Source organism: Microbacterium luteolum (genome assembly GCF_039533965.1).
In the GTDB taxonomy this organism is placed as follows: Bacteria; Actinomycetota; Actinomycetes; order Actinomycetales; family Microbacteriaceae; genus Microbacterium; species Microbacterium luteolum.
Map to the genome: position 1 here is coordinate 156,532 of NZ_BAAAUN010000002.1, position 23,908 is coordinate 180,439.

Annotated in this window: 25 protein-coding genes; 14 read left to right on the forward strand and 11 right to left on the reverse strand. The window is 68.8% G+C overall.

Features of this window, described 5'->3' with window-relative positions:
• Window positions 1-85: 85 nt before the first annotated feature.
• Both ABD648_RS19555 and ABD648_RS19560 read left to right on the forward strand, forming a co-directional pair.
• On the forward strand, window positions 86-967 hold the full coding sequence (locus ABD648_RS19555) for an SMP-30/gluconolactonase/LRE family protein (protein WP_282216596.1): 882 nt from the start codon (window positions 86-88) through the stop codon (window positions 965-967).
• Window positions 964-1,605, forward strand: a complete 642-nt coding sequence (locus ABD648_RS19560) for a bifunctional 4-hydroxy-2-oxoglutarate aldolase/2-dehydro-3-deoxy-phosphogluconate aldolase (protein ID WP_282216597.1) — start codon at window positions 964-966, stop codon at window positions 1,603-1,605. The genes ABD648_RS19555 and ABD648_RS19560 overlap by 4 nt, the downstream gene beginning before the upstream one ends.
• A gap of 52 nt (window positions 1,606-1,657) precedes the next feature.
• Here ABD648_RS19560 and gndA read toward each other — a convergent pair whose 3' ends face one another.
• The gene (gene gndA / locus ABD648_RS19565) at window positions 1,658-3,106 is read right to left on the reverse strand and encodes an NADP-dependent phosphogluconate dehydrogenase (protein WP_282216598.1); all 1,449 of its coding nucleotides are present in this window, start codon (window positions 3,104-3,106) and stop codon (window positions 1,658-1,660) included.
• A 131-nt stretch (window positions 3,107-3,237) separates the two neighbouring features.
• On the opposite strand from gndA, the gene ABD648_RS19570 reads away from it, so the two are divergent.
• Window positions 3,238-4,296, forward strand: a complete 1,059-nt coding sequence (locus ABD648_RS19570) for a D-2-hydroxyacid dehydrogenase (RefSeq protein ID WP_282216599.1) — start codon at window positions 3,238-3,240, stop codon at window positions 4,294-4,296.
• A gap of 24 nt (window positions 4,297-4,320) precedes the next feature.
• On the opposite strand, the gene ABD648_RS19575 is transcribed toward ABD648_RS19570, so the two are convergent.
• On the reverse strand, window positions 4,321-4,446 hold the full coding sequence (locus tag ABD648_RS19575) for a hypothetical protein (protein ID WP_279303217.1): 126 nt from the start codon (window positions 4,444-4,446) through the stop codon (window positions 4,321-4,323).
• 225 nt (window positions 4,447-4,671) lie between these two features.
• On the opposite strand from ABD648_RS19575, the gene ABD648_RS19580 reads away from it, so the two are divergent.
• Together ABD648_RS19580 and pth are read left to right on the forward strand one after the other, a co-directional pair.
• Window positions 4,672-5,298 carry a 50S ribosomal protein L25/general stress protein Ctc gene (locus ABD648_RS19580; protein ID WP_282216600.1) on the forward strand — a complete coding sequence of 209 codons (627 nt, stop codon included), beginning with the start codon at window positions 4,672-4,674 and terminating at the stop codon, window positions 5,296-5,298.
• A 101-nt stretch (window positions 5,299-5,399) separates the two neighbouring features.
• Complete coding sequence (gene pth, locus ABD648_RS19585; protein ID WP_282216601.1) at window positions 5,400-5,981, forward strand: aminoacyl-tRNA hydrolase; 582 nt, start codon at window positions 5,400-5,402, stop codon at window positions 5,979-5,981.
• Window positions 5,982-6,008: 27 nt separating this feature from the next.
• Here the strand turns inward: pth and ABD648_RS19590 are convergent, their stop codons facing one another.
• The gene (locus ABD648_RS19590; RefSeq protein ID WP_282216602.1) at window positions 6,009-6,743 is read right to left on the reverse strand and encodes a hypothetical protein; all 735 of its coding nucleotides are present in this window, start codon (window positions 6,741-6,743) and stop codon (window positions 6,009-6,011) included.
• A gap of 23 nt (window positions 6,744-6,766) precedes the next feature.
• On the reverse strand, window positions 6,767-7,771 hold the full coding sequence (gene trpS, locus ABD648_RS19595; RefSeq protein ID WP_282216603.1) for a tryptophan--tRNA ligase: 1,005 nt from the start codon (window positions 7,769-7,771) through the stop codon (window positions 6,767-6,769).
• Window positions 7,772-7,834: 63 nt separating this feature from the next.
• On the opposite strand from trpS, the gene ABD648_RS19600 reads away from it, so the two are divergent.
• From ABD648_RS19600 to ABD648_RS19615, 4 genes are read left to right on the forward strand one after another with little or no spacing between them, the layout of a single operon-like run.
• On the forward strand, window positions 7,835-8,497 hold the full coding sequence (locus tag ABD648_RS19600; protein ID WP_282216604.1) for an SRPBCC family protein: 663 nt from the start codon (window positions 7,835-7,837) through the stop codon (window positions 8,495-8,497).
• On the forward strand, window positions 8,494-9,177 hold the full coding sequence (locus ABD648_RS19605; RefSeq protein ID WP_282216605.1) for a DUF4166 domain-containing protein: 684 nt from the start codon (window positions 8,494-8,496) through the stop codon (window positions 9,175-9,177). Before ABD648_RS19600 ends, ABD648_RS19605 begins: the two co-directional genes overlap by 4 nt.
• Complete coding sequence (locus ABD648_RS19610; protein ID WP_282216606.1) at window positions 9,174-9,815, forward strand: DUF4166 domain-containing protein; 642 nt, start codon at window positions 9,174-9,176, stop codon at window positions 9,813-9,815. The genes ABD648_RS19605 and ABD648_RS19610 overlap by 4 nt, the downstream gene beginning before the upstream one ends.
• Window positions 9,812-10,126, forward strand: coding sequence for a hypothetical protein (locus ABD648_RS19615; protein WP_282216607.1), 315 nt, complete (start codon window positions 9,812-9,814; stop codon window positions 10,124-10,126). Before ABD648_RS19610 ends, ABD648_RS19615 begins: the two co-directional genes overlap by 4 nt.
• Window positions 10,127-10,160: 34 nt before the next feature.
• Here the strand turns inward: ABD648_RS19615 and ABD648_RS19620 are convergent, their stop codons facing one another.
• The 7 genes from ABD648_RS19620 to ABD648_RS19650 form a co-directional block, all read right to left on the reverse strand.
• Window positions 10,161-11,000, reverse strand: a complete 840-nt coding sequence (locus tag ABD648_RS19620) for an exodeoxyribonuclease III (protein WP_282216608.1) — start codon at window positions 10,998-11,000, stop codon at window positions 10,161-10,163.
• 10 nt (window positions 11,001-11,010) lie between these two features.
• Window positions 11,011-12,216, reverse strand: coding sequence for a YihY/virulence factor BrkB family protein (locus tag ABD648_RS19625; protein WP_282216609.1), 1,206 nt, complete (start codon window positions 12,214-12,216; stop codon window positions 11,011-11,013).
• 78 nt (window positions 12,217-12,294) lie between these two features.
• Window positions 12,295-13,062 carry a succinate dehydrogenase iron-sulfur subunit gene (locus tag ABD648_RS19630; RefSeq protein WP_116636412.1) on the reverse strand — a complete coding sequence of 256 codons (768 nt, stop codon included), beginning with the start codon at window positions 13,060-13,062 and terminating at the stop codon, window positions 12,295-12,297.
• A 2-nt stretch (window positions 13,063-13,064) separates the two neighbouring features.
• The gene (gene sdhA / locus ABD648_RS19635; RefSeq protein ID WP_282216610.1) at window positions 13,065-14,891 is read right to left on the reverse strand and encodes a succinate dehydrogenase flavoprotein subunit; all 1,827 of its coding nucleotides are present in this window, start codon (window positions 14,889-14,891) and stop codon (window positions 13,065-13,067) included.
• A gap of 20 nt (window positions 14,892-14,911) precedes the next feature.
• Entirely contained in the window at window positions 14,912-15,358 is a 447-nt protein-coding gene (locus ABD648_RS19640) for a succinate dehydrogenase hydrophobic membrane anchor subunit (protein WP_282216611.1), read from the reverse strand.
• Window positions 15,358-15,792, reverse strand: a complete 435-nt coding sequence (gene sdhC / locus ABD648_RS19645; protein WP_282216612.1) for a succinate dehydrogenase, cytochrome b556 subunit — start codon at window positions 15,790-15,792, stop codon at window positions 15,358-15,360. Before sdhC ends, ABD648_RS19640 begins: the two co-directional genes overlap by 1 nt.
• Before the next feature lie 152 nt (window positions 15,793-15,944).
• Window positions 15,945-17,198: a CAP domain-containing protein gene (locus ABD648_RS19650; RefSeq protein WP_282216613.1), complete on the reverse strand. Its 1,254-nt coding sequence runs from the start codon at window positions 17,196-17,198 to the stop codon at window positions 15,945-15,947.
• Between the two features lie 91 nt (window positions 17,199-17,289).
• Here ABD648_RS19650 and ABD648_RS19655 point away from each other — a divergent pair, with 91 nt between their 5' ends.
• The 5 genes from ABD648_RS19655 to ABD648_RS19675 all read left to right on the forward strand — a co-directional run bounded on the left by ABD648_RS19655 (window position 17,290) and on the right by ABD648_RS19675 (window position 23,888).
• On the forward strand, window positions 17,290-18,405 hold the full coding sequence (locus tag ABD648_RS19655) for a mannose-1-phosphate guanylyltransferase (RefSeq protein ID WP_282216614.1): 1,116 nt from the start codon (window positions 17,290-17,292) through the stop codon (window positions 18,403-18,405).
• Between the two features lie 148 nt (window positions 18,406-18,553).
• Window positions 18,554-19,666, forward strand: a complete 1,113-nt coding sequence (locus ABD648_RS19660) for a BMP family lipoprotein (protein WP_282216615.1) — start codon at window positions 18,554-18,556, stop codon at window positions 19,664-19,666.
• Window positions 19,667-19,774: 108 nt separating this feature from the next.
• On the forward strand, window positions 19,775-21,289 hold the full coding sequence (locus ABD648_RS19665) for an ABC transporter ATP-binding protein (RefSeq protein WP_282216616.1): 1,515 nt from the start codon (window positions 19,775-19,777) through the stop codon (window positions 21,287-21,289).
• Window positions 21,286-22,605: an ABC transporter permease gene (locus tag ABD648_RS19670; RefSeq protein ID WP_282216617.1), complete on the forward strand. Its 1,320-nt coding sequence runs from the start codon at window positions 21,286-21,288 to the stop codon at window positions 22,603-22,605. Before ABD648_RS19665 ends, ABD648_RS19670 begins: the two co-directional genes overlap by 4 nt.
• The gene (locus ABD648_RS19675; RefSeq protein ID WP_425561738.1) at window positions 22,605-23,888 is read left to right on the forward strand and encodes an ABC transporter permease; all 1,284 of its coding nucleotides are present in this window, start codon (window positions 22,605-22,607) and stop codon (window positions 23,886-23,888) included. The genes ABD648_RS19670 and ABD648_RS19675 overlap by 1 nt, the downstream gene beginning before the upstream one ends.
• Window positions 23,889-23,908: the final 20 nt, after the last annotated feature.

The following is a 23,908-nucleotide window of genomic DNA, read 5'->3' on the forward strand; positions in this document are numbered from 1 at the left end:
TGTGCGCAAATCTCGCAAGTGTTATGCATATTGTGAGATAGTCTGCCACATAACGGTTACGACCTACCACTGAAAGATGGCACGGATGTCACGTTCCCCGCTCTCCCGCACCGTCGAGATCCTCTCCGACGCGCGATACGTCCAGGCCGAGTCGCCGCGTTGGGATGCCCGCGACGGCGGCCTCGCCTGGATCGACATGGCGACCGGCGCGTTCCACCGCGGCAGGATCGAGCAGGGGAGGGTCGTCCCGGGTGCCGCCGTACGCGTCGGGGACCAGATCGGTGCACCCGTACCGCTCGCCGCGCCGGGAGCCGGCTGGGCGGTCGCGGTCGACCGGAGGATCGTCCACGTGAGCGACGCCGGCGTCGTCTCGCCGCTCGTGACAGATGTCGCTGCCGCCGGCCACTACATGAACGACGGCGGTGCAGATCCCTTCGGCCGGTTCTGGGTCGGCAGTCAGTCGATGCCGCGGGCGCCGCACTGTGCGCTGTGGAGTCTCGAACCAGACGGCACGATGATCGAGCGGCTCACGGGCGTGACCGTGTCGAACGGGCTTGCGTTCGACCGATCAGGGTCGACGCTCTATTACATCGACACGCTTCCGCATCGGAGCATCGAGGCGTTCGACGTCGCTCCCGACGGACGCCTCTCGCGTCGTCGCACGGTCTGCAAGGTCGACGGCGGCAATCCCGACGGCATGACGATCGACGACGAGGGCATGCTGTGGGTCGCCGTGTGGGATGCCGGCGAGGTCCGGCGCTACTCGCCGACCGGGCAGCTGCTCGAGGCGATCACGCTTCCCTCGCGCCGACCGACGGCTGTCGCCCTCGTCGATCGCCTGCTGGTGATCACGACGGCGAGCATCGGGCTGTCGGAGCCCACCGACGCGGATGGGGCGCTTCTCGGCGTCGAGGTCGAGGTCGGCGGCTCTCCCGCGTCGCCGTGGAGCGGGGAGCCGGTGCGATGAGCGTGGTCGACAACCAGCAGCTGCGGGAGCGGGTCGGCGCGGAGCGCATCGTCGCGATCCTCCGGGGAACCGACGTCGATGCCACGGTCGACGCGGCGCTGACGCTCATCGATGCCGGCATCCTCACCCTGGAGATCGCGCTCACCCTGGAGGGTGCTGAAGAGGCGATCGCCCAGGTCGTGCAGGCCGCACCGCCCGAGGCCCTCATCGGCGCGGGCACGGTCCTCACCGAGGCGGATGCGGATCGCGCGCTGTCAGCCGGCGCGCAGTTCCTGGTCACGCCGACGCTCACGGCGTCAGTGGAGTACGCGGTCCGGCAGGGCGTCGGCGTGCTGCCCGGCGTCTACACGCCGACCGAGATCCAGCGCGGCATGGATCTGGGGGCCGCGGCGGTGAAGCTCTTCCCGGCGTCGGCACTCGGGCCGGGATTCATCCGCGCCGTCCGCGATCCGTTCCCTGGCGCGAGGATCATCCCCGTCGGCGGGGTCGGCGTCGACACGATCGGCGGGTACTTCGCTGCGGGCGCGTTCGCCGTCGGTGTCGGGGGACCGCTCGTCGGCGACGCGGCGACACCGGGGGGAGACCGGATCGCGCTCGCCGCGAGAGCGCGGGCGTTCGTCGACGCCGTCCGCAGATGAGAGAAGGGCCGGTCACCCCCAGGTGCCCGGCCCTTCTCTCATCTGATGCGGATCAGTGCGTGTCTTCCGCCTCGATCTCGGTGCGGTCGCCCGACCACTGCGTGTGGAAGGTGCCCGGCTTGTCGATGCGCTTGTACGTGTGCGCGCCGAAGAAGTCGCGCTGACCCTGCACGAGGGCGGCCGGAAGCCGGTCGGCGCGGATGCCGTCGTAGTACGACAGCGATGACGAGAACGCCGGAGCCGGGATGCCGGCCTGCGCGGCCGCGACCACCACGCGACGCCACGGCGCCTGCGCACGCGTGATCGCCTCGGTGAAGTACGGGGCGGTCAGCAGCACGGGCAGGCCGGGCTCTGCGGCGTAGGCATCGGCGATGCGGTTCAGGAACTGCGCGCGGATGATGCAGCCGCCGCGCCAGATCTTGCTGATCGCTCCGAGGTCGATGTTCCAGCCGTATTCGGCGGCGCCGGCGCGGATCTCGTCGAAGCCCTGCGAGTACGCGACGATCTTCGACGCGTACAGCGCCAGGCGGACGTCCTCGATGAACGCGGCCTCGTCGGAGACGACGAACTCCTCGTCGGGGCCGGGGAGGGCGGTGGCGACCTCGCGCTGCTCCGGGTGCGACGAGAGCGACCGGGCGAACGTGGCCTCGGCGATGCCCGAGACGGGCACCCCGAGCGACAGGGCGGTCTGCACGGTCCACGCGCCGGTGCCCTTGGCGCCGGCCTGGTCGAGGATCACGTCGACGAGGGGCTTGCCGGTCTCGGCGTCGATCTGGCGGAGCACCTCGGCGGTGATCTCGATCAGGTACGACTCGAGCTCGCCCCTGTTCCACTCGGCGAAGATGTCGGCGATCTCGGCGGGGGACTTGCCCGTACCGCGGCGGATGAGGTCGTAGGCCTCGGCGATGAGCTGCATGTCGGCGTACTCGATGCCGTTGTGCACCATCTTCACGAAGTGGCCGGCGCCGTCGTGCCCGACGTGCGTGACGCACGGCTCGCCCTCGGCGATCGCGGCGATGGACTTCAGGATCGGGCCGAGCGTGACCCACGACTCGTCCGAGCCGCCGGGCATGATCGAGGGACCCGTGAGGGCGCCCTCCTCGCCGCCGGAGATCCCCGCGCCGACGAAGTTGATGCCGGTCTCGCGGACCGCCTTCTCGCGGCGGATCGTGTCGGGGAAGTACGCGTTGCCGCCGTCGACGATGATGTCACCGGGCTCGAAGACCTCGACCAGCGAGTCGATCACGGCATCCGTCGGGCCGCCGGCCTTGACCATGATGATCGCGGTCCGCGGCTTCTGCAGCGAATCGGCGAACTCCTGATAGGTCTGCGCGGGAACGAACCCGGCTTCCGGGTGCTCGGAGACGAGCGTCTCGGTCTTCTCGTAGCTGCGGTTGAAGATCGCCACCGTGTTGCCCTCGCGGCTGGCGAGGTTGCGGGCGAGATTCGAACCCATGACGGCGAGTCCGACGACTCCGATGTTCGCTGATGCTTCGGGCACAGAAGGCTCCTCGATCGTGAAGAAGGGGTCCTTTTAGCGTATCGCTGTGTCACGGGTCGTTGCGCCCTGTGACATCCGCCCGCGCGCGGCCCCTACGCTGGTCGGATCGAGACGTTCCGAGGAGGATCAGCGTGGGAGAGACCGAGACCAGACTGCGAGCGGTCGTGGCCGTGCCGCTCCCCGAGGAGCTGTGCGTGCTCATCGAGGAACTCGAGCCGCGACTGGAGGTCATCCGCGATCATGCACTGACGCACCCCGCGCGGTGGGCCGCCGACTGGTCCGGCGACCCGGAGCACACGCGCACCCCGGCGGAGCAGGAGGCCTTCGACGCGATGGTCGACTCGGCCGACGTCCTCTTCGGCGCCCCCGACGTCGACGCTGACGCGCTCGCGCGGACGGTCGCGACGAACCCCCGGCTGCGCTGGGTCATGACGACGGCGGCGGGCGGCGGAAGCACCGTGAAGGCGGCGGGGCTCCCGCGCGCCGACCTCGATCGGATCGTCTTCAGCACCAGTGCCGGCGTGCACGGCGGGACACTCGCGGAGTTCTCCGTCTTCGCGGTCCTGGCCGGCGCCAAGGGACTTCCCCGTCTGCTCGCCGACCAGCGGAGCCGGACCTGGCCCGACAGATGGCAGATGCGGCAGCTCGACGAGATGACCGTCCTGATCGTGGGGCTCGGCGGCATCGGTGCCGAGTGCGCCCGGCGCTTCCATGCGCTCGGAGCGCGGGTGTGGGGGACGACGCGCTCGGGCGAGCCGGTGGACGGCGTGGACCGGCTCGTCCCGCTCGACCAGCTCACGGACGCGGTCGGTGAGGTCGACGCCATCGTGGTGACGCTCCCCGGAACGGCGCAGACCCATCACCTCATCGGGGAAGAGGTCCTCGCCGCCGTGAAGCCCGGCATGATCCTCACCAACGTGGGCCGCGGCACGGTCGTCGACGAGGTCGCCCTGCTCGGGGCGCTCGACGACGGCAGGGTCGCGTTCGCCGGGCTCGACGTGTTCGAGAACGAGCCTCTGGATGTCGCATCCCCGCTGTGGGATCACCCGAGCGTGCTGATCAGTCCGCACACGGCGGCGATCAACTCCAACGAGGAGGAGCGCATCGCCCGTCGGTTCGCCGAGAACGCCACGCGCCTTCTGGACGGTTTGCCGCTGCGCGCCGTGGTCGACACGGTCGAGTTCTACTGAGAGGGCGCCGGGGCGCCGGACGGCTCAGTCCTTGCGGTAGCCGGAGCGGCCGAGGGAGAACAGGGCGGCGAAGCTGCCGACGACGGCGCACACGCTCATCGCACCGATCAGCCACAGGAGTACGTGCGAGAGGAAGGCGCCGTCGAGCATGGGGTTCTCCGTGATCTGCAGATAAGGACCGGTGTCACCAGCCTATCGGGTGATCCGGTACCATTGATCTCGTACCTCGGCGAGGGATGCTTCTGCGCGTGCGCGGACATCCGTTATCGACGCGGCGAAGCAAGCCCGGTGGCTTTCCTCACGCGTCCGCGTTCGAGCTCACAATTCCAAGACCACCGCGCGGCGCCTTCGCTGCGTGTCCCGAAGGAGAACCGCATGTCTGAAGACACCAAGGTCCACGCCGAGCTCCGCGAGAGCTTCGGCAAGGGCTTCGCCCGTCGCCTCCGCGCCGCCGGCAAGATCCCCGCCGTCATCTACGGCCACGGCACCGAGCCGGTGCACGTCGCACTGCCGGGCCACCAGGTCGGACTCATCATCCGTCGCGCGAACGCGCTGCTGGAGCTCGACATCGAGGGTACCCCGCAGCTCGCCCTGGTGAAGGACGTCCAGAAGGACCCCGTGCACCAGATCATCGAGCACATCGACCTGCTCGTGGTGAAGAAGGGCGAGAAGGTCACGATCGACGTTCCCGTCATCGTCACCGGCGAGTCCGCTCCCGGCACGATCGTCAACCAGGACGCGAACACCCTGTCGATCGAGGCCGAGGCCACGCACATCCCGCAGAACCTCGAGGTCTCCGTCGAGGGTCTCGAGGACGGCGCGCACATCACCGCCGCCGACGTCACGCTGCCCAAGGGCTCGACCCTGCTCGCCGACCCCGAGGTTCTCGTCGTCGCGATCTCGGTGCCCGCTGAGCAGGACCTGGGTGAGGACGCCGCCGCCGAGAGCACCGAGGGTGCTGCCGAGGGCGAAGCAGCAGCCGAGGAGGCCGCTGCGGAGTGATCTCCGACAGTTTCAGGGCAGAGGGGACGCGATCGGATCGCGTCCCCTCTGTCGTATCCTGACCGGGTCCATCGCAGGACGCGGCGCGAAAGGACGAGGGCATGTCATCCACGTGGTTGGTGGTGGGGCTGGGCAATCCGGGCCCGCGCTACGAGGCGACCCGGCACAACGTCGGTCAGATGGTCGTCGACGAGATCGCGTCACGTCGCGGCGAGAGCTTCCGGGAGCACAAGGGCGGCGCGCGCGTCGTAGAGACCTGGCTGAAGCCGGGCGCCGACAAGCTGGTCCTCGCGAAGCCGAACACGTTCATGAACGTGTCCGGCACGCCTGTCGCGGCGCTGGCGCGCTTCTACTCGGTTCCGGTCGAGCAGGTCGTCGTCGTGCATGACGAGCTGGACATCCCCTTCGACACGGTGAAGCTCAAGACCGGTGGGGGCCACGGCGGGCATAACGGCGTGCGCGATGTCGCGCGGGCCCTCGGAACCGCCGACTTCCCGCGCGTGCGGGTGGGCATCGGCCGCCCCGTGGGGCGTCAGGATCCGGCCGACTGGGTGCTCGCCCCGTTCGGCAAGGAGGAACGGCCGAATCTGCCGATCCTCATCTCGGATGCCGCGGATGCGGTCGAGCTGCTCGTGGCCGAAGGGCTCCTGGCCGCCCAGCAGAAGCATCACGCCCCGCGCTGACCGTGCCGCGCGGCGGCGATGCGGGCGTCAGCTCGCGAAGTCGACGAACCCGGCCGCGCTGCCCGTTGAGAACGCGATGAGCAGCACGACGAAGAAGATCATCGGTGCGAGCACGGCGACGATCAGTGCACCGATCCCCGCGCCGCGCCCCTGCTTCTTCCGGATGGCGATGATGCCGATCACGATCGCGGCGATGCCCAGGATCGTGCCGGTCCAGAACGACAGCTCCGCCCACAGCACCTGATCCCGCGCCGGTGAGAGCACGCTCAGGACATCGTCGTTCGTCGTGGTGATGCCCTCGGGCAGGCGTCGTCCGATCTCGAATCCGGCGACGCCGACGACGATCGGCGTGACGACAGCCGCCACGACCGAGAAGATCAGCGCGAGGATGCCGAGGAAGCCGGATGCGCGCGGGGCCGTCTCGGGGACGGCGTAGGCGCCCGTCGGCGCGGCGTAGCCTCCCACCGGGACCTGATAGGCACCGGGAGGGGCTGCCTGGGGCGCGGGCGCCGCGGGATAGGCGGGTGCCACGGCATAGGCAGGTGCCGTCGGGTAGGCCGGCGCTGCCTGGTACGCGGGCGGCGACGGGGGAGCGAGAGGTGCCTGATAGGCCGGAGGCGCCTGCGGGGCGGGTGCCGCCTGGGGCGTCGTCGCCGGGGGCGCAGCCGGGAATGCCGGGGGAGGGGGCGGGACCGCGCCGAACGGCACAGGCGGAACGGGAGGTACGGCGCCGGACGGGGGTGGCAGCTGCGGATCGGTCACGACCCCCATCCTAGAGGCCGTGCTCAGACGCGGCGGAGCAGACCCACCCGGTCGTAGACGTCGGACAGGGTCGCGTCGGCGACGGCATCCGCTCGTCCGGCATTGTCCGCGAGGATGCGGTCGAGTTCTGCGGGGTCGTCGAGAAGCTCGAGGGCACGGGCGCGCACCGGTTCGAACTCGTTCACCACGACCTCGGCGAGCCCCTTCTTGAAGTCGCCGTAGCCACGGCCCGCATACTCGTCCTCGATCGCGGCGACCTGACGGCCCGAGAGGGCCGCGTAGATCGTGAGCAGGTTCGAGACGCCCGGCTTGTTCTCGCGGTCGAACCGCACGGATCCTTCGTTGTCGGTCACGGCGCGCATGATCTTCTTCGCGGACTTCGCGGGGTCGTCCAGCATCCACAGCACGCCGGCGTCGCTCTCCGCAGACTTCGACATCTTCGACGTCGGGTTCTGCAGGTCGTAGATGCGCGCCGTCTCCTTCTGGATCACCGGCATCGGCACGGTGAACGTGGTCCCGAAGCGCGAGTTGAAGCGCTCGGCGAGATCGCGCGTGAGCTCGACGTGCTGCTTCTGGTCGTCGCCGACCGGCACCACATCCGTCTGGTACAGCAGGATGTCGGCGGCCATGAGGACCGGGTACGTGAACAGGCCGACGCTCGTCGCATCCTGTCCGTAGCGGGCCGACTTGTCCTTGAACTGCGTCATCCGACCGGCTTCGCCGAAGCCGGTGATGGTGCTGAGGATCCACGCCAGCTCGGCGTGCGCGCGCACGTGCGACTGCACGTACAGCGTCGACACCGACGGCTCGATGCCTGCGGCGATGTACTGCGCCGCCGTGCGCCGCGTCTTCTCCCGCAGCTCGGCCGGGTCCTGGGCGACCGTGAGCGCATGCAGGTCGACGACGGAGAAGTACGCGTCGTACGAAGCCTGCAGATCCCGCCACTGGAGGAGCGCGCCGATGTAGTTGCCGATCTGGAGGGAGTCGGCGGAGGGCTGCATTCCGGAGTAAAGGCGAGGTTTCGTCACGACATCAATCCTATGGGGATGCCGGTGGCCGGTCTGCGCGCCGGAGCGTTCTACGCTGTGGGCATGATGTTCGCAGCTCCTCGGACCTCCCGCTCCCCGCGTCGGCGGGACCGCGCTCTCTATGTCGAGATCCTCATCGACGCGCCGCTCGAGACGATCTGGGAGCTCACTCAGACGCCCGAGCAGCACGTGCGGTGGGACGCGCGCTTCTCCGCGATCATCCCGACGCATCGGCGGGCGAACGGTGCGCAGGAGTTCCGCTACGAGCGGGGGCTCGGCCTCCACACCATCCGCGGCACCGGCGTCTCTCTCGGCGACCGTCGAGGGCAGGCCGGCGAGCGGACGTCGGCGCTCGCCTTCGACACGAACGATCCGCTGTCTCCGCTCGGTGCCGGTCGCGGCTACTGGCGCTACGTGCCGACACCCGAGGGCGTCCGCTTCCTCACCGGCTACGACTACGCGCCGGGTTGGGGACTGCTCGGCCGCGTGCTCGATCCGCTCGTCACCCGCCGGTTCGTCTGGTGGCTCACCGCGTGGAGCTTCGACCGCCTCCGCCTGTGGGCGGAGGACGGCGTCCCTCCGGAGGAGACCGGCTGGTGGCGCTCGCTCCGGCCAGGGCGGCGGCCACGCGCCCACGCCCGCCGATGCCGGAAGCGGCCCACCCGCACGGGCGGCCGCACCATCATGCAGAACGCTCCGGCGTCGTTGACGGAGATCGCCGCATGAGCGGGCAGAGCGTGTTCGAACGCGCTCTCGGCGACGACTTCGCGCGTCTGCATCCGATGATGAGGAGGCGCTTCGGCGTCGGGGTCGATGCCGGCTACGGCTGCATCGGACGCGGGGTGATGACCGAGGTGCGGCGCGGGCCCTGGTGGACCCTTCCCTTCCTCATGATCGGGACGATGCGGAACATCATGTTCCCCGAGCGGGGCCGTGACATCCCCTTCCAGATCGACAATCATGCCTACATCGACAGCCTCGGCAGGGAGACTGTCACCTTCGTGCGGACGATGACGATCCGGCCGGGCCGGCGGCGCCGGTTCGACGCGACGATGATCTACAGCGAGAAGCGGAGGAGGATCGTCGACTACCTCGGCACCCATCAGCACCTGGCCGTCGACCTCGAGCTCGCCGTGACCGACGACGGAGGCCTTCGGCTGTCGTCGGGTCCGCAGCGCTTCTACGAAGGGCCGATCGCCTTCCGGTTCCCGATGCTGCTCAGCGGACGGGCGCACCTGACCGAGCGCTTCGACGACGAGCGCGACTGCTTCGTCATCGATCTCGAGGTGCGCAACGACCTCCTCGGCTTCCTCTTCGGCTACCGAGGGACGTTCGTCTGCGAATTCCCGGAGAACGCGGACGTGCCGGAGACGGTGAAGCCGACCCGCGAGGAGGTGCGCGAGTGATCGCCCGCGGCGAGGTCTTCCTGGCGGCGCTGGGACCCGACGCCGAGCACCTGCATCCCGAGATCCTGGCGCAGATGCGGACGCCCACGGCGCTCGACAGCGCAGAGGGCGTGTTCACGGTCGCCGGCAGTCGGTTCGGCCGGCTCGGCGCGCTCGCGCTGCCGCTCGTCGGGCCGCGGATGCTGGTGACCCGCTTCGGTCATGACGTGCCGTTCTCGCTCCGCTCGCGCGCCGGCCGCACCCCGGCGGGGCGGGCGACACTCGACACGACGAGGGAGTTCCGCTTCCCCGGCGCCACGCAGTTCATCTCGGACAGGCTCACCGTGAGCGTGGTCCCCGGTCTCGTGCGCAACCTGCTGGGGGCGCGCGGACGGGTCGAGCTCATCGAGGAATGCAGCGTGACGGCGGACGGCGCCTTGCGGATGCGGACGCGCCGGATCGCTCTGCGACTCTGGGGCCGACGCTTCGCCCTGCGCGGCATCCTCGGCATCTCCGTCGACCTCGAGGACGGTTGGGACGAGGCTCACGGCCGGCGCACGATCGAGATGCGCGCCCGAAACCCTCTGGTCGGGACGATCCTCGAGTACCGCGGCTGGTATCGCCACGTCGACCACGAGCCTGCGATACTTCGTCCATGACCTCGACCCCGAGCCCCGCCGTCGGACGCGGCGTGCGGATCGTCGGCATCGTCCTGACGGTCCTCGTCGGTGCTCCGTTCCTGCTCTTCGCCTGGATGGCGCTCCGCAGCCGGTTCGGACTCGGCAGCGCGGATCCGCACGGATACGCGCTCATCTTCGGCACGTTCTTGGCGCTCGTCGCCGGGATAGCGCTCGCGCTCGTCGTCCCGCTGATGTTCCGATCAGGGCAGCGAGGCTCCGCCTACCTCGGCAGCCTGATCGTCTACGTGCTCGTCGCGGCGGCGCTGATCGTCTCGTTGCTCACGGCGTGAACCGCGACGGAGCCTGGCAGCGACGGAGCCCGGCTCAGTACGTGTAGTCGACGACGACCGGCGCGTGGTCGCTCCAGCGCTGGTCGTAGGCGGCGGCGCGGGCCACATGGTACGTCTGCACGCGCTCCGCCAGGGACGGCGTCGCGAGGTGGTAGTCGATGCGCCACCCGGAGTCGTTGTCGAAAGCCTGACCTCGCATCGACCACCAGGTGTACGGGCCGTCCACCTCGCCGTGGAACCGTCGGCCGACGTCGACCCAGCCGAGCCCGGTGCCCACCGAGCCGTCGACACCCGTGACCTGCGTGCCGGCCTCGCCGAGGAAGCGGTCGAAGTACGCCCGCTCGCGGGGGAGGAAGCCCGCCTTCTTGCGATTGCCGCGCCAGTTCTTGATGTCGAGCTCGCGGTGCCCGACGTTGAGGTCTCCGGTCACCAGCGCGAGCGCGTCATCCGCACCCAGCTCTGTGAGACGGGTGCCGAACGCGTCGAGGAACTTCCACTTCTCCTCCTGCTTCGGCGTATCGGCCTCGCCCGAGTGCACGTAGGCGCTCACGACGGTGATCGGACGCTCGCCGATGCGGAAGTCGGCTTCGATCCAGCGCCCCTTCGAGTCGAAGTCGTCGGGACCGAGTGCGGTGCGGCTGGTCAGAGCCGGGGTGCGGCTGGCGATCGCGACGCCCGCGCGGCCCTTGGCCGTGGCCTCGTCGTGCACGAAGGACCATCCCGGCAGTGCCGCCTCGAGATGCTCGTCCTGTCCGCGGACCTCCTGCAGGGTGAGGATGTCGATGTCGGCGGCGTCGAGCCAAGAGCTCATGCCGTTGCGAGCGGCCGCTCGGATTCCGTTGACATTGACCGAGGCGATACGCAGATGAGGCATGGAGACAAGCCTAACGAGCGCCGCCGACATCCCGAGACGGCCGGTGCAGGTCGGTCAGCAGGCGCTGCGCGAGGGGCGTCGGTTCCGGCGGGGGAGGGGCAGCGGCCTCGAGAGCCGCGAGATCCGCCTCGGCATCCCGCACGGCCCGTCCCGCCTGCCACGCGCGATACCAGGGCGCCGCGTCGCGCACGGCCTCGGCCTCGCGAAGCCGGATGCGCGCGGCCGACACCAGGGTCCGATGCTCCGCGAGACGTCGCTCCGCCTCGGTCTGAGACAGCAGCGGGAGGTCGCGGTCCAGCGCGGTCACCGCGATCCAGGAGGATGCCACCAGCATCACCACGCCGTTCACGCGGAACCACAGCAGGAGGCCGATGAAGATCGCGAACGTGGCGAGCAGCGGATTCGACGGCGTGTAGCTCAGCAGGAACCCCGCACCGTACTGGAGGATCGTCATCGCGCCGCCGCCGAGGAGTGCGCCCGGCCAGATGACCCGCCAGTCCAGCGACGTCCCGGTGAGGAACCGCACCATGGCGGCCAGGGCCGAGGAGAGCAACGCGAACGAGACGAGCACGGTGCCGATCCGGATGCTGATGTTGATGCCGTCGGAACCGGAATCCCAGTCGAGCAGGCTGAGCGCCCAGCTCAGGGCCGCAGCGCTGGCGGAGCTGAGGACGGAGCCGGCGATGAGGGCGACTCCGAACAGGAGAGCCGCCAGCAGGTCTCGCGCCTTGAGGAGCACGTAGCTGCGCAGATCCGGAGGCAGGCCGAAGATGTCTCTGGTCGCGCGCCGCGAGAACGTCACCCATCCAATCGCGGTCCAGATCACGGTGCCGAGGGCGATCAGACCCGTGACGCTGAGTACCCCGGTCGTGCTGGCGGCGATCTCCTTCACCTGCTCGGGGGTGAACACGCCGCCCTGCTCCTCGATCAGGTGGGGGATGTAGCTGTTGATGATCTCGATCATGCCGTCGACGGCCGCGGTGCTTCCCCCGAGCCAGAGACCCGCGATGGCGAAGGCGAGATAGATCGCCGCGAAGATCGCGAACAGCGCCTGATAGCTCACGCCGGCGGCGAGGAGGAAGCCGTTGTGCTGCAGGAAATGACGCCACACCCGCACCGGGAAGAGGCCGAGGGTGCGGCGGGTCAGCGCCGTCGCGCGCTCGACGGCCGCATCGAAGCGACCGGGCTCGGCCGCGGCGCGATCGGGATCAGACACGTGCTCACCCTATCCAAGCAGTGAGAACGGGCGGGCTCCCGAAGGAGTCCGCCCGTTCTCGTGCGTCGATGCGTCGGATCAGGGACGGCCGCGGAGGACGGCCTGCTTGACCTCGGCGATGGCCTTGGTGACCTCGATGCCGCGGGGGCATGCCTCGGAGCAGTTGAAGGTCGTGCGGCAGCGCCAGACGCCCTCCTTGTCGTTGAGGATGTCGAGACGCACGGCCGCGTTGTCGTCGCGCGAGTCGAAGATGAAGCGGTGCGCGTTCACGATGGCCGCCGGGCCGAAGTACTGTCCGTCGGTCCAGAAGACCGGGCACGACGAGGTGCACGCGGCGCACAGGATGCACTTGGTCGTGTCGTCGAAGATCTCGCGGTCGGCGATGGTCTGGACGCGCTCCTTGCCCTTCTCCGGCACGGAGCTCGCGACGAGGAACGGCTGCACCTCGCGGTAGGAGGCGAAGAACGGCTCCATGTCCACGACGAGGTCCTTCTCGAGCGGCAGGCCCTTGATGGCCTCGACGTAGATCGGCTTCGAGATGTCGAGGTCCTTGATCAGCGTCTTGCAGGCGAGGCGGTTGCGGCCGTTGATGCGCATGGCGTCCGACCCGCAGATGCCGTGGGCGCAGGAGCGGCGGAACGTGAGGGAGCCGTCGACCTCCCACTTGATCTTGTGCAGCGCGTCGAGCACGCGGTCGGTGGAGTAGAGCTCCACGTCGTAGTCGACCCAGTGCGGCTCGGCGTCGACCTCGGGGTCGAAACGCCGGATGTTGAACGTGACGATGAAGGACTGGATGCCGGTCTCTTCGGTCGTGCTCGCGGGGGATTCTGCGATGGCGGTGGACATGCTCAGTACTTCCTCTCCATCGGCGGGTAGTTGAACTCGCCCTGCTCGTTCTTCGTGAACACGACGGGCTTCCAGTCCAGCTTGATGTGGTCGCTCGGCGTCGAGGAGTGCGGGTCACCGGTCAGGTAGGCCATGGTGTGCTTCATGTACTTCTCGTCGTCGCGCTTCGGGAAGTCGTCGCGCATGTGACCGCCGCGGCTCTCCTGGCGGTTCTGTGCGGCGTACACGACGACCTCGGCGATGTCGAGGAGGAAGCCCAGCTCGACGGCTTCGAGCAGATCGGTGTTGAACCGCTGCCCCTTGTCGTCGACGTGCACGTTCATGTAGCGGTCGCGCAGCTCCTTGATGACGCCCAGCACGTGCTCGAGCGACTCGTGCGTGCGGAAGACCTGCGCGCCCTTGTCCATCTCGTCCTGCAGGGCCTTGCGGAGCACGGCGATGCGCTCGGTTCCCTGGTTGTTGCGCAGGCCCTCGAGCATGCCGGAGACGAAGGCGGCCGGGTTCTCGGGGAGCGGCACGAATTCGGCCGTCTTCACGTACTCGACCGCCTTGCGGCCGGCGCGCTTGCCGAACACGTTGATGTCGAGCAGGGAGTTGGTGCCCAGGCGGTTGGCGCCGTGCACCGACACGCAGGCGCACTCGCCGGCCGCGTACAGGCCCGGCACGACGGTGTCGTTGTCGGCCAGCACCTCGGCGTCGTTGTTCGTCGGGATGCCGCCCATCGCGTAGTGCGCGGTCGGCATCACGGGCACGGGCTCGACGACCGGGTCGACACCCAGGTACGTGCGGGCGAACTCCGTGATGTCGGGGAGCTTGGTCTCGAGCACCTCGGCGCCCAGGTGGGTGCAGTCGAGGAGGACGTAGTCCTTGTGCGGGCCGGCGCCGCGACCTTCCGCGACCTCCTGGACCATGCAGCGGGCGACGATGTCACGCGGAGCGAGGTCCTTGATCGTGGGGGCGTAGCGCTCCATGAAGCGCTCGCCCGAGGCGTTGCGGAGGATCGCGCCCTCGCCTCGCGCGCCCTCGGTGAGGAGGATGCCGAGTCCGGCGAGTCCGGTCGGATGGAACTGGAAGAACTCGAGGTCCTCGAGCGGGAGGCCCTTGCGCCAGACGATGCCGACGCCGTCACCGGTCAGGGTGTGCGCGTTCGAGGTCGTCTTGAAGATCTTGCCGAAGCCTCCGGTGGCGAAGATCACGGCCTTCGCCTGGAAGACGTGGAGCTCGCCGGTGGCCAGGTCGTAGGCGACGACGCCGGAGACCTGCGTCTTGCCGTCGGCATCCTTCACCGTCAGCAGGTCGAGCACGTAGTACTCGTTGAAGAAGTTGATGCCGAGCTTGACGCAGTTCTGGAAGAGCGTCTGCAGGATCATGTGACCCGTGCGGTCGGCGGCGTAGCACGCGCGGCGGACCGGGGTCTTGCCGTGCTCGGCGGTGTGACCGCCGAAGCGGCGCTGGTCGATCTTGCCCTCGGGGGTGCGGTTGAACGGCAGACCCATGTTCTCGAGGTCGATGACCGCGTCGATGGCCTCCTTGGCGAGGATCTCCGCCGCGTCCTGGTCGACGAGGTAGTCGCCGCCCTTGACGGTGTCGAAGGTGTGCCACTCCCAGGAATCCTCTTCGACGTTCGCGAGCGCCGCCGCCATGCCGCCCTGCGCCGCACCGGTGTGCGAGCGGGTCGGGTAGAGCTTGGAGATCACGGCGGTCTTCGCGCCGGGTCCGGCCTCGATCGCCGCGCGCATGCCGGCGCCGCCGGCGCCCACGATGACGATGTCGAACTGGTGGTAGTGGATGCCGTCGCGGACGACGGAATCCTGGGTCTCGGTAGTCACTTGTTCTTCAGCCTTCTTCTTCAGTTCCCGACCAGCGCGGCGCATTCGGTCCAGAGGGTGCTGTCCTCTGTGACGCCCAGGCACGGGTCGAACGTGAACACGACGAGCGTGCCGAGGATGATGAGGAGGCCGGCGGCCAGGCCGATCGCCCAGACGAGAGCCTTGCGCGCCTTCTCAGTGGTCACGTAGTCGTTCACGATGGTGCGCATGCCGTTGCCGCCGTGGATCAGTGCGAGCCACAGCATCAGCACGTCCCACCACTGCCAGAACGGCGTGGCGAACTTGCCGGCGATGAAGGCGAAGTCCAGGGCGTGGATGCCCTCGCCGACCATGAGGTTGATGAAGAGGTGGCCGAAGATCAGCACCACGAGCACGACGCCCGAGAGGCGCATGAAGAGCCAGCCCCACTTCTCGAGGTTGAATCCGCGCTGACGGCGGGCGGGAGCGGCGACGGTCTGCGCGGACATCAGTGCCCCCCTCCGAACCCGGCGAAGGCGAGCATCAGGTGGCGCGGCACGAAGCCGGCCATGATGACGACCCAGACCGCGAGCACGCCCCAGAACAGCTGGCGCTGGTACTTGGCGCCCTTCGACCAGAAGTCGATGGCGATGATGCGGAGGCCGTTCATCGCGTGGAACACGATGCCGGCGACCAGCACGACCTCGCCGAGCGCCATGATCGGGTTCTTGTATGTGCCGATGACGGCGTTGTACGCCTCCGGCGACACCCTGATCAGCGCCGTGTCGAGCACGTGCACCAACAGGAAGAAGAAGATGGCGACTCCGGTGATGCGATGAAGCACCCACGACCACATGCCTTCGCGACCCCGGTAGAGGGTGCCGCGGGGGGTCTTGGAAGTGGTTTCCGAAATCGACGGTGTCAAGCGAGCGCTTGTGGACACGGTCGTCCTCCCTGGATCGATGTGACTCGGTCGCGTGCTGCGCAAGTGTCAGGCACGCCCGATCGCTGTCCATCCTATTCCCGTCTGCGGAGGGGGAGCGACGAAGGGGACCCTAAGTTATCTCGACGTCGAGAGAGCTGCGCCGCCGCCGGTCACCCGATCTGGCTCATCCCGTTCCAGCCGCTGCCGATGGTCCTGGACGCGAGGAATCCGCCACGGCCGTTGCCAGCGTAGAGCAGGAGTGCTCCGGCCGAGGTCCGGGCGACGATGTCCTGGGTGCCGTCGCCGTTGAAGTCGCCCGCCCCGAACACCGCAGTGAGCGATGCCCACCCGACACCGATCTGCGACGGCGTGCCCCAGCTGCCGCGTCCGGTCGTCGGGTAGATCCAAAGGGTCCCGTCGACCCTGCGGGCGATGAGGTCGCCGCGTGCGTCGCCGTTGAAGTCGCCGGCGTGGAACATCGTGTCCATCGTCTGCCACCCGTTTCCGATCTTCGTGCCACCGGCGAGCCAGCCGCTGCGCCCGTTGCCCGGATAGAGGAAGAGGTCGCCGCCCGATGTGCGCCCGATCACATCGGGTATCGCGTCGCCGGAGAAGTCGATGCCGCCGATCAGCTGCGAGAACGTCCAGCCGTTGCCGATCTGCACGGGGGCGAGGAAGCCGCCCCGACCGTTCCCGGCGTAGAGCATCAGTCTGCCGTCGGCCTCGGTGCGCGCGGTGTCGGGGATGCCGTCGCCGGAGAAGTCGCCGAGTGTCGTGAAGGGGCGGTCTCCCCAGCCCGCGACGGCCGTGACGGCGCCTTGGAACCCGCCGGTCCCGGAGCCCGGGTAGATCAGGAGGTCGCCCGTCGACGTCCGGGCGAGGATGTCCGCGGCTCGGTCGCCGGTGAGATCGCCGGCGCCGCCGGAGAGACGCTTCACGGGGGAGCCGATGGCGAAGATCTGGACCCAGTACGTCCGGTAGCAGGTGCCGGTCGCATAGCCGACGCCGAGGCCCGTGTACCGCGCGTCGAGGATGTTGACGCGGTGGCCGCTGGAGTTCATCCAGCTGCTGACCACCGCGGCGGCATCCGGCTGACCCGCCGCGATGTTCTCGCCTGTCGAGACCCAGCCGAACGCGGCGACGCGCGAGCTCCGCCATGACGAGGTGCTGTGCTCGAACGTGCACGTCGACGCCAGGTGCTGCGCCCACTCCGCCGCGGCCGCGTCGAGGGCGGCGTCCGACACGAGCGCGGGGAGGCCGGCCTGCGTGCGCTGGGCGTTCGTCAGCGTGAAGACCTCACCGGCGGGTCCGCCTGCCGCGGACGCGGCGGCGGGTGCGAGGAGCGCCGCCCCGAGCGTCACAGCGATCGCCGCGGCGATCATGCGACCGGCACGGACGAGCATTCGTCGGGGGGACTGGCGCATGGCGACGACCATAGCGGCTGCGCAGGTCGCGGCGCAGAATATCGGCGGCGGCATCCGGCTCGGTCGAAGGGCCCCCCGCTACGCTGGCTCGATGACCTCGCCCATCCAGGACTTCTATGCGGTGATCCCCGCCGGCGGCATCGGCAGCAGGCTGTGGCCTCTCTCGCGCGCCGACGCCCCCAAGTTCCTCCACGACCTCACGGGTTCCGGGCACTCGCTGCTGCGCGACACGTGGGATCGGCTGGTGCCCCTCACGGGTCCTGACCGGATCGCGGTCGTCACCGGTCGCGCGCACCGTGCCGCGGTCGAGGCGGAGCTCCCCGGCATCGCCGATCTCAACGTGTTCCTCGAGTCCGAGCCGCGCGAGTCGGCCGCCGCGATCGGACTGGCCGCAGCGATCCTGCACCGCCGCGACCCCGACGTGATCATCGGATCGTTCAGCGCCGACCACGTGATCCGTGGCACGCGCGTGTTCGAGTTCGCCGTCCGCGACGCCGTCAAGGTCGCCCGCGAGGGGTACATCTGCACGATCGGGATCGCGCCCACGGAACCGGCGATCGGATTCGGCTACATCAAGAAGGGCCCGGAGCTCGTCGTCGAGCGTGCCCGCGAGGCCGCCCTCGTGGAGAGCTTCGTCGAGAAGCCGGACCTGGAGACGGCGAAGGCCTATCTCGCCGATCGCGGCTATCTCTGGAACGCCGGCATGTTCATCGCCAAGGCGAGCGTGCTGCTGGAGGAGCTCGCCGCCAACGAGCCCGAGCTGCACGCCGGACTGCTCGAGCTCGCCGAGGCATGGGACGACCGCGATCGCCGCGGACCTGCGGTCGACCGGATCTGGCCGCGCCTGAAGAAGATCGCGATCGACTACGCGGTCGCGGAGCCGGCAGCCCGGCGCGGCCGACTGGCCGTCGTGCCAGGACACTTCGACTGGGACGACGTCGGCGACTTCGCCTCGCTCACCAAGCTCATCACGAACGGGCGGAAGAACGATCTGGCCGTTCTCGGCCCCAACGCACGCGTGCTCTCGGATGCCGCGAGCGGCATCCTCGTCAGTCAGACCTCCCGCGTCATCAGCCTGGTGGGCGTGCAGGACATCGTCGTGGTCGACACCCCAGACGCCCTGCTGGTCACGACCGTGCAGCACGCGCAGCGCGTCAAGGGCGTCGTGGAGTCCCTCAAGCTGAACGGGCAGGGCGACGTGCTCTGATGAGCGCCGCCGGATGCTCATCGGCTGGGTTGGTTTCAGCTTTGTAACCTTTCGCCAGCACGTGCGGGGCGAGCGCGTACAAAAGTTGAAACAGTAGGTAACTTTGATCGATCCGCGATGGCCGCGGTTTCGTTGAGGGAGGCATCAGTTGACCATCTCCACCACCAAGAAGCTGCTCGGCGCGACAATCGCCGCGGGCGTCATCTTCGCACTTGCCGGCTGCGGCCAGGCCCCGACCGATGACGCCGGCGGTTCGGAGGGCGCTGCGGACTCCGACTTCCTCCCCTGCCTCGTCTCCGACGCGGGCGGCTGGAACGACAAGTCGTTCAACCAGTCGGCGAAGGAAGGCATGGACGCCGCCGCGGAGGAGCTCGACGTCAAGCCGCTCGAGTTCGAGTCGGCGAATGACAACGACTACGCGCCGAACCTCGAGACCGCGGTCTCCGAGGGCTGCTCGCTCATCGTCGCCGTCGGCTTCAAGCTGGCCGCCGCGACGGTCGAGTCGGCGCTCGCGAACCCCGAGATCGACTACGCGATCATCGATGACTACGCAGACACCGACTTCGACGGCACCACCGATGCTCCGAACATCAAGCCGCTCGTCTTCGACACGGCTCAGGCCGCCTACCTCGGCGGATACGCCGCGGCCGGCTGGTCCGCGCAGAGCGGCGTGAACAAGGTCGGCACCTTCGGCGGAATGCAGATCCCGTCCGTCGCCGTGTTCATGGACGGTTTCTCGCTCGGCGTCGACAAGTACAACGAGGACAAGTCGGCCGCCGTCCAGGTGTTCGGCTGGGACGTCGCCACGCAGGAAGGCTCCTTCACGGGCGGCTTCGACGCGAACGACACCGCCAAGCAGACCGCTCAGGGCGTGCTCGACCAGGGTGTCGACGTCATCCTTCCCGTCGGTGGCCCCGTCTACCAGAGCGCTGCGGCGGCGATCGCCGACAGCGGCAAGGACACGCTGATGATCGGTGTCGACAGCGACCTCGCGGTCGCCGACCCGAGCGTCGCGGGCGTCACGATGTTCTCGATCATGAAGGCGATCAACGTCGCCGTGAAGGACGCGACCACCGCTGCCGCCGCCGGCGACTTCGACCCGGCTCCGTACGTCGGAACGCTCGAGAACGAGGGCGTCAAGCTCTCCGGCTTCGGCGACTTCGAAGCCGAGCTCCCGGACGGGCTCCTCGACGAGATCGCGGCGCTCCAGGAGCAGATCATCTCCGGTGACATCAAGGTTGAGTCGAAGAACTCCCCGTAAGTCGCAGCCGGTCCAAGTGCGGGGCGAGTGGTGTGCAGGATGCCACTCGCCCCGCACTGTGATCGGACGAAGATCCTTCTGGACGACTCTTCTGGATAAGGTGCAGATATGAAGCTCGAACTTCGCGGCATCACCAAGCGATTCGGTACTCTCGTCGCCAACGACCACATCGATCTGGTGGTCGAACCGGGGCAGATCCACGCGCTGCTCGGTGAGAACGGCGCAGGCAAGTCCACGCTGATGAACGTCCTGTACGGCCTCTATCAGGCCGACGAGGGCGAGATCCTCCTCGACGACGTCGTGCAGCGCTTCCGCGGCCCCGGTGACGCGATGGCGGCCGGGATCGGCATGGTGCACCAGCACTTCATGCTCGTGCCCGTCTTCACGGTGGCGGAGAACGTGATGCTCGGCCACGAGCAGACCAAGGCCCTCGGCACGCTCGACATCGCGAAGGCGCGAGAGCACGTGCGATCGGTGGCAGCGCGGTTCGGCTTCGACATCGACCCCGACGCGCTCGTCGGCGACCTCCCGGTCGGCGTCCAGCAGCGCGTCGAGATCATCAAGGCTCTCTCCCGCGATGCCAAGGTGCTCGTCTTCGATGAGCCGACGGCCGTGCTGACCCCGCAGGAGACGGACGAGCTCATGGGCATCATGCGCCAGCTCCGCGACGAGGGCACGGCGATCGTCTTCATCACCCACAAGCTCCGCGAGGTGCGCGAAGTCGCCGACAAGATCACGATCGTCCGTCTCGGACGCGTGGTCGGCGAGGCCTCGCCCTCGGCGACGAACGCCGAGCTCGCTTCGCTCATGGTCGGACGCGCCGTCGAGCTCACGGTGCACAAGGACGCGCCCCGTCTCGGCGACGGAGGACTCGAGATCTCGGGTCTGCGGGTGCTCACACCCGCCGGCGCGATCGTCGTCGACGGCATCGACTTCGCGGTGCGCCCCGGTGAGGTCCTCGCGATCGCGGGCGTGCAGGGGAACGGCCAGACCGAGCTGGTGGAGGCCATCGTCGGCCTCGCCGCACGCGTGGAGGGGAGCATCACGCTCGACGGGACGGAACTCGTCGGCAAGAGCGTGCGCGCGATCCTCGACGCCGGCGTGGGCTTCGTCCCCGAGGACCGGACCGAAGACGGACTGGTCGCCGGCTTCTCCGTCGCGGAGAACCTGATCCTCGACCGCACAGACGACCGCACCTTCAGCCGCGGTGGAACCATCCTGCGGGGTGTGCTCGACGCCTTCGCCAAGGAGCGCATCCGCGAGTACGACATCCGCACGCAGGGGCCGGACACTCCGGCCGGCACGCTCTCGGGCGGCAACCAGCAGAAGGTCGTCATCGCGCGCGAGATGAGCCGCGAACTGCGGCTGCTGGTCGCCGCACAGCCGACTCGCGGCGTCGACGTCGGCTCGATCGAGTTCATCCACAAACGGATCATCGAGACGCGCGACTCGGGCGTCCCCGTGATCGTCGTCTCCACCGAGCTCGACGAGGTCGCCGCCCTCGCCGACCGGATCGCGGTCATGTACCGCGGAGCGATCGTCGGCATCGTGCCGGGCGACACCCCCAGAGAGACACTCGGACTCATGATGGCCGGAGCGGCTGAAGGAGAGGTGGCGGCGTGAGCGGATCGACGCCCGGCGCGGGAGACGTGACCAAGGGCATCCCCCCGGAGCAGCTCGGCACGCCGACCGGCACGGTTCCCCGCGATTCCTCCGATGTGCCGCCGCCGCCCCGCGGCAACGTCATCCTCAAGGAGATGCTGCGCGGCAGCGCCGTCACGACGGTCCTCGCGATCGTCCTGGCGCTCATCGTCGGCGGCATCCTCATCGCCTCCACCAACGAAGACGTGCAGGAGGCCTCCGGCTACTTCTTCGCGAAGCCCGGCGACACGATCGCCGCCGCCTGGAACGCGGTGTACAACGGGTACGAGGCGCTGTTCCGCGGTGCGATCTTCAACGCGCGCGGCGCTGATTTCGCGGCGCAGATCCGTCCGCTCACCAACACCCTCGGTTTCGCAGCGCCATTGATCGCCGCGGGCCTCGGTGTCGCACTCGCGTTCCGTGTGGGACTGTTCAACATCGGTGCACGCGGCCAGATGCTCATCGGTGTCGCGGTCGCCGCTCTGCTGACCTTCTCGCTCGACCTGCCGCTGTGGCTGCACATCCCCGTGACGCTGATCGCCGGTATCGCAGGCGGCGCGCTCTGGGGTGCCATCGCCGGCCTCATCAAGGCACGCACCGGTGCGCACGAGGTGATCCTCACGATCATGCTCAACTACATCGCGTACTACCTGCTGCTCTGGATGATCCGCACACCGGGCCTCCTGCAGAAGCCGGGTACGAACCAGGCACTGGGGTCGGCCACGCCGGAGAGCGCGCAGTTCCCGACGCTGCTCGGGCCGCAGTTCCCCCTTCTCGATTTCGGATTCGTGGTCGTGGTCGTGGCGACGCTGTTCGTCTGGTGGCTCATCGAGCGATCGTCGCTCGGCATGCGGATGCGCGCCGTCGGCGAGAACCCGCACGCGGCGCGTGCGGCGGGCATCAGCGTGCAGCGGGTCTACGTCTACGCGATGCTGTTCGCCGGAGGCCTCGCGGGCCTCGCGGGCATGAACCAGATCCAGGGTGCGGTCACGACCGGTGTCACCGAGACGATCGACGCCGGCATCGGCTTCGATGCGATCACCGTCGCGCTCCTCGGACGCAGCCGCGCCTGGGGCACCTTCGCCGCCGGCATCCTGTTCGGCGCACTCAAGGCGGGATCGTTCTCGATGCAGGCGCAGGACATCCCGGTCGACATCGTGCTGGTCGTGCAGTCCCTGGTCGTGCTCTTCATCGCCGCGCCGCCGCTGCTGCGCGCCGTGTTCTTCCTGCCCAAGACCGACATCGAGAAGGCGGCCCGGCTCCGAGCCAAGGCCGCGAAGAAGGCGGTGACGGCATGATGTCTCTCGTGCACACCGAGGCAGCCGACGGCACGGTGCAGCTCGCGACCGTGAAGCAGCGGCACCTCAAGGCGCCGATCGTGCTGGCCGTCGCCGCTGCGCTCCTCGCGATCCTCTTCGTGTTCGTTCCGCGCGACGGCACCAGCACCTTCCGACTCTCCGACAAGTCGTCGGCGCTCGCGCTGCCCGACGTCGCCCTCCCGACGGCCTCGACCTTCTGGGTCGTGTTCGGCATCCTCGTCGTCCTGACGGTCGGAGCATTCCTCCGCGCATGGACGTATCGCAAGCCCTCGCTGTGGCTGGTCGTTGCGTTCAGCACGCTCGCCGTCTTCGCGTTCCTCGTCTGGGCATCCGCCGGCGGACTCGTCCCGGTCACGAGCCTGCTCTTCGGCGCGGTGTCGCTGTCGGTACCGCTCGTGTTCGGCGCCCTGGGCGGCGTCATCGGCGAACGCGCCGGCGTCGTGAACGTCGCCATCGAAGGACAGCTGCTGCTCGGCGCTTTCTCGGCTGCGCTCCTCTCCAGCATCACCGGCAACCCGTTCGTCGGGCTGGTCGGAGCGATGATCGGCGGCGTTCTGGTGGCCAGCGTGCTCGCCGCCTTCGCGATCAAGTACCTCGTCGAGCAGGTCATCGTCGGCGTCGTGCTCAACGTGCTCGTCACCGGTCTCACCGGCTTCCTCTACGGGGCACTGCTCGCTCCGAACGAGGCGACGCTGAACACCCCGGTGCGCTTCCCGCGCATCGAGATCCCCGTGCTGAGCGACATCCCGATCATCGGCCCCGTGCTCTTCAACCAGACGTTCATCGGGTATCTGATGTTCGTCACCGTCGCCGTCGTGGCCTGGGGCCTGTACCGCACCCGCTGGGGTCTGCGCCTGCGCGCCGTCGGCGAGCACCCGCAGGCCGCCGACACCGTGGGCATCAAGGTCAACCCGACCCGGTTCTGGAACGTGCTGCTGGCCGGTGCGATCGCGGGCATGGGCGGTGCGTACTTCACGCTCGTCTCGGTGCCGCAGTTCGGCAAGGACATGACGGCGGGTCTCGGCTTCATCGCCCTCGCCGCCGTGATCTTCGGTCGCTGGGACCCGATCCGTGCGACGCTCGCCGCGCTGCTGTTCGGCTTCGCGACGAACCTGCAGAACCTGCTCTCGATCCTGAAGACGCCGATTCCCGGCGAGTTCATGCTGATGCTCCCGTACCTGGTGACGCTGCTCGCGGTCGCCGGATTCGCGGGACAGATCAAGGCACCCGCGGCAGACGGCAAGCCGTACATCAAGTCCTAGCCGTGTCCCGAAGAAGGAAG

Coding starts and splice junctions, on each gene's coding strand:
- ABD648_RS19555 (WP_282216596.1), top strand. CDS start 86: ATGTCACGTTCCCCGCTCTCCCGCACCGTCGAGATCCTCTCCGACGCG.
- ABD648_RS19560 (WP_282216597.1), top strand. CDS start 964: ATGAGCGTGGTCGACAACCAGCAGCTGCGGGAGCGGGTCGGCGCGGAG.
- ABD648_RS19575 (WP_279303217.1), bottom strand. CDS start 4,446: ATGCTCGACGGCGCCTTCCTCTCGCACGTACTCCTGTGGCTGATCGGT.
- ABD648_RS19580 (WP_282216600.1), top strand. CDS start 4,672: ATGTCTGAAGACACCAAGGTCCACGCCGAGCTCCGCGAGAGCTTCGGC.
- pth (WP_282216601.1), top strand. CDS start 5,400: ATGTCATCCACGTGGTTGGTGGTGGGGCTGGGCAATCCGGGCCCGCGC.
- ABD648_RS19600 (WP_282216604.1), top strand. CDS start 7,835: ATGATGTTCGCAGCTCCTCGGACCTCCCGCTCCCCGCGTCGGCGGGAC.
- ABD648_RS19605 (WP_282216605.1), top strand. CDS start 8,494: ATGAGCGGGCAGAGCGTGTTCGAACGCGCTCTCGGCGACGACTTCGCG.
- ABD648_RS19615 (WP_282216607.1), top strand. CDS start 9,812: ATGACCTCGACCCCGAGCCCCGCCGTCGGACGCGGCGTGCGGATCGTC.
- ABD648_RS19620 (WP_282216608.1), bottom strand. CDS start 11,000: ATGCCTCATCTGCGTATCGCCTCGGTCAATGTCAACGGAATCCGAGCG.
- ABD648_RS19630 (WP_116636412.1), bottom strand. CDS start 13,062: ATGTCCACCGCCATCGCAGAATCCCCCGCGAGCACGACCGAAGAGACC.
- ABD648_RS19640 (WP_282216611.1), bottom strand. CDS start 15,358: ATGTCCGCGCAGACCGTCGCCGCTCCCGCCCGCCGTCAGCGCGGATTC.
- ABD648_RS19650 (WP_282216613.1), bottom strand. CDS start 17,198: ATGCGCCAGTCCCCCCGACGAATGCTCGTCCGTGCCGGTCGCATGATC.
- ABD648_RS19655 (WP_282216614.1), top strand. CDS start 17,290: ATGACCTCGCCCATCCAGGACTTCTATGCGGTGATCCCCGCCGGCGGC.
- ABD648_RS19665 (WP_282216616.1), top strand. CDS start 19,775: ATGAAGCTCGAACTTCGCGGCATCACCAAGCGATTCGGTACTCTCGTC.
- ABD648_RS19675 (WP_425561738.1), top strand. CDS start 22,605: ATGTCTCTCGTGCACACCGAGGCAGCCGACGGCACGGTGCAGCTCGCG.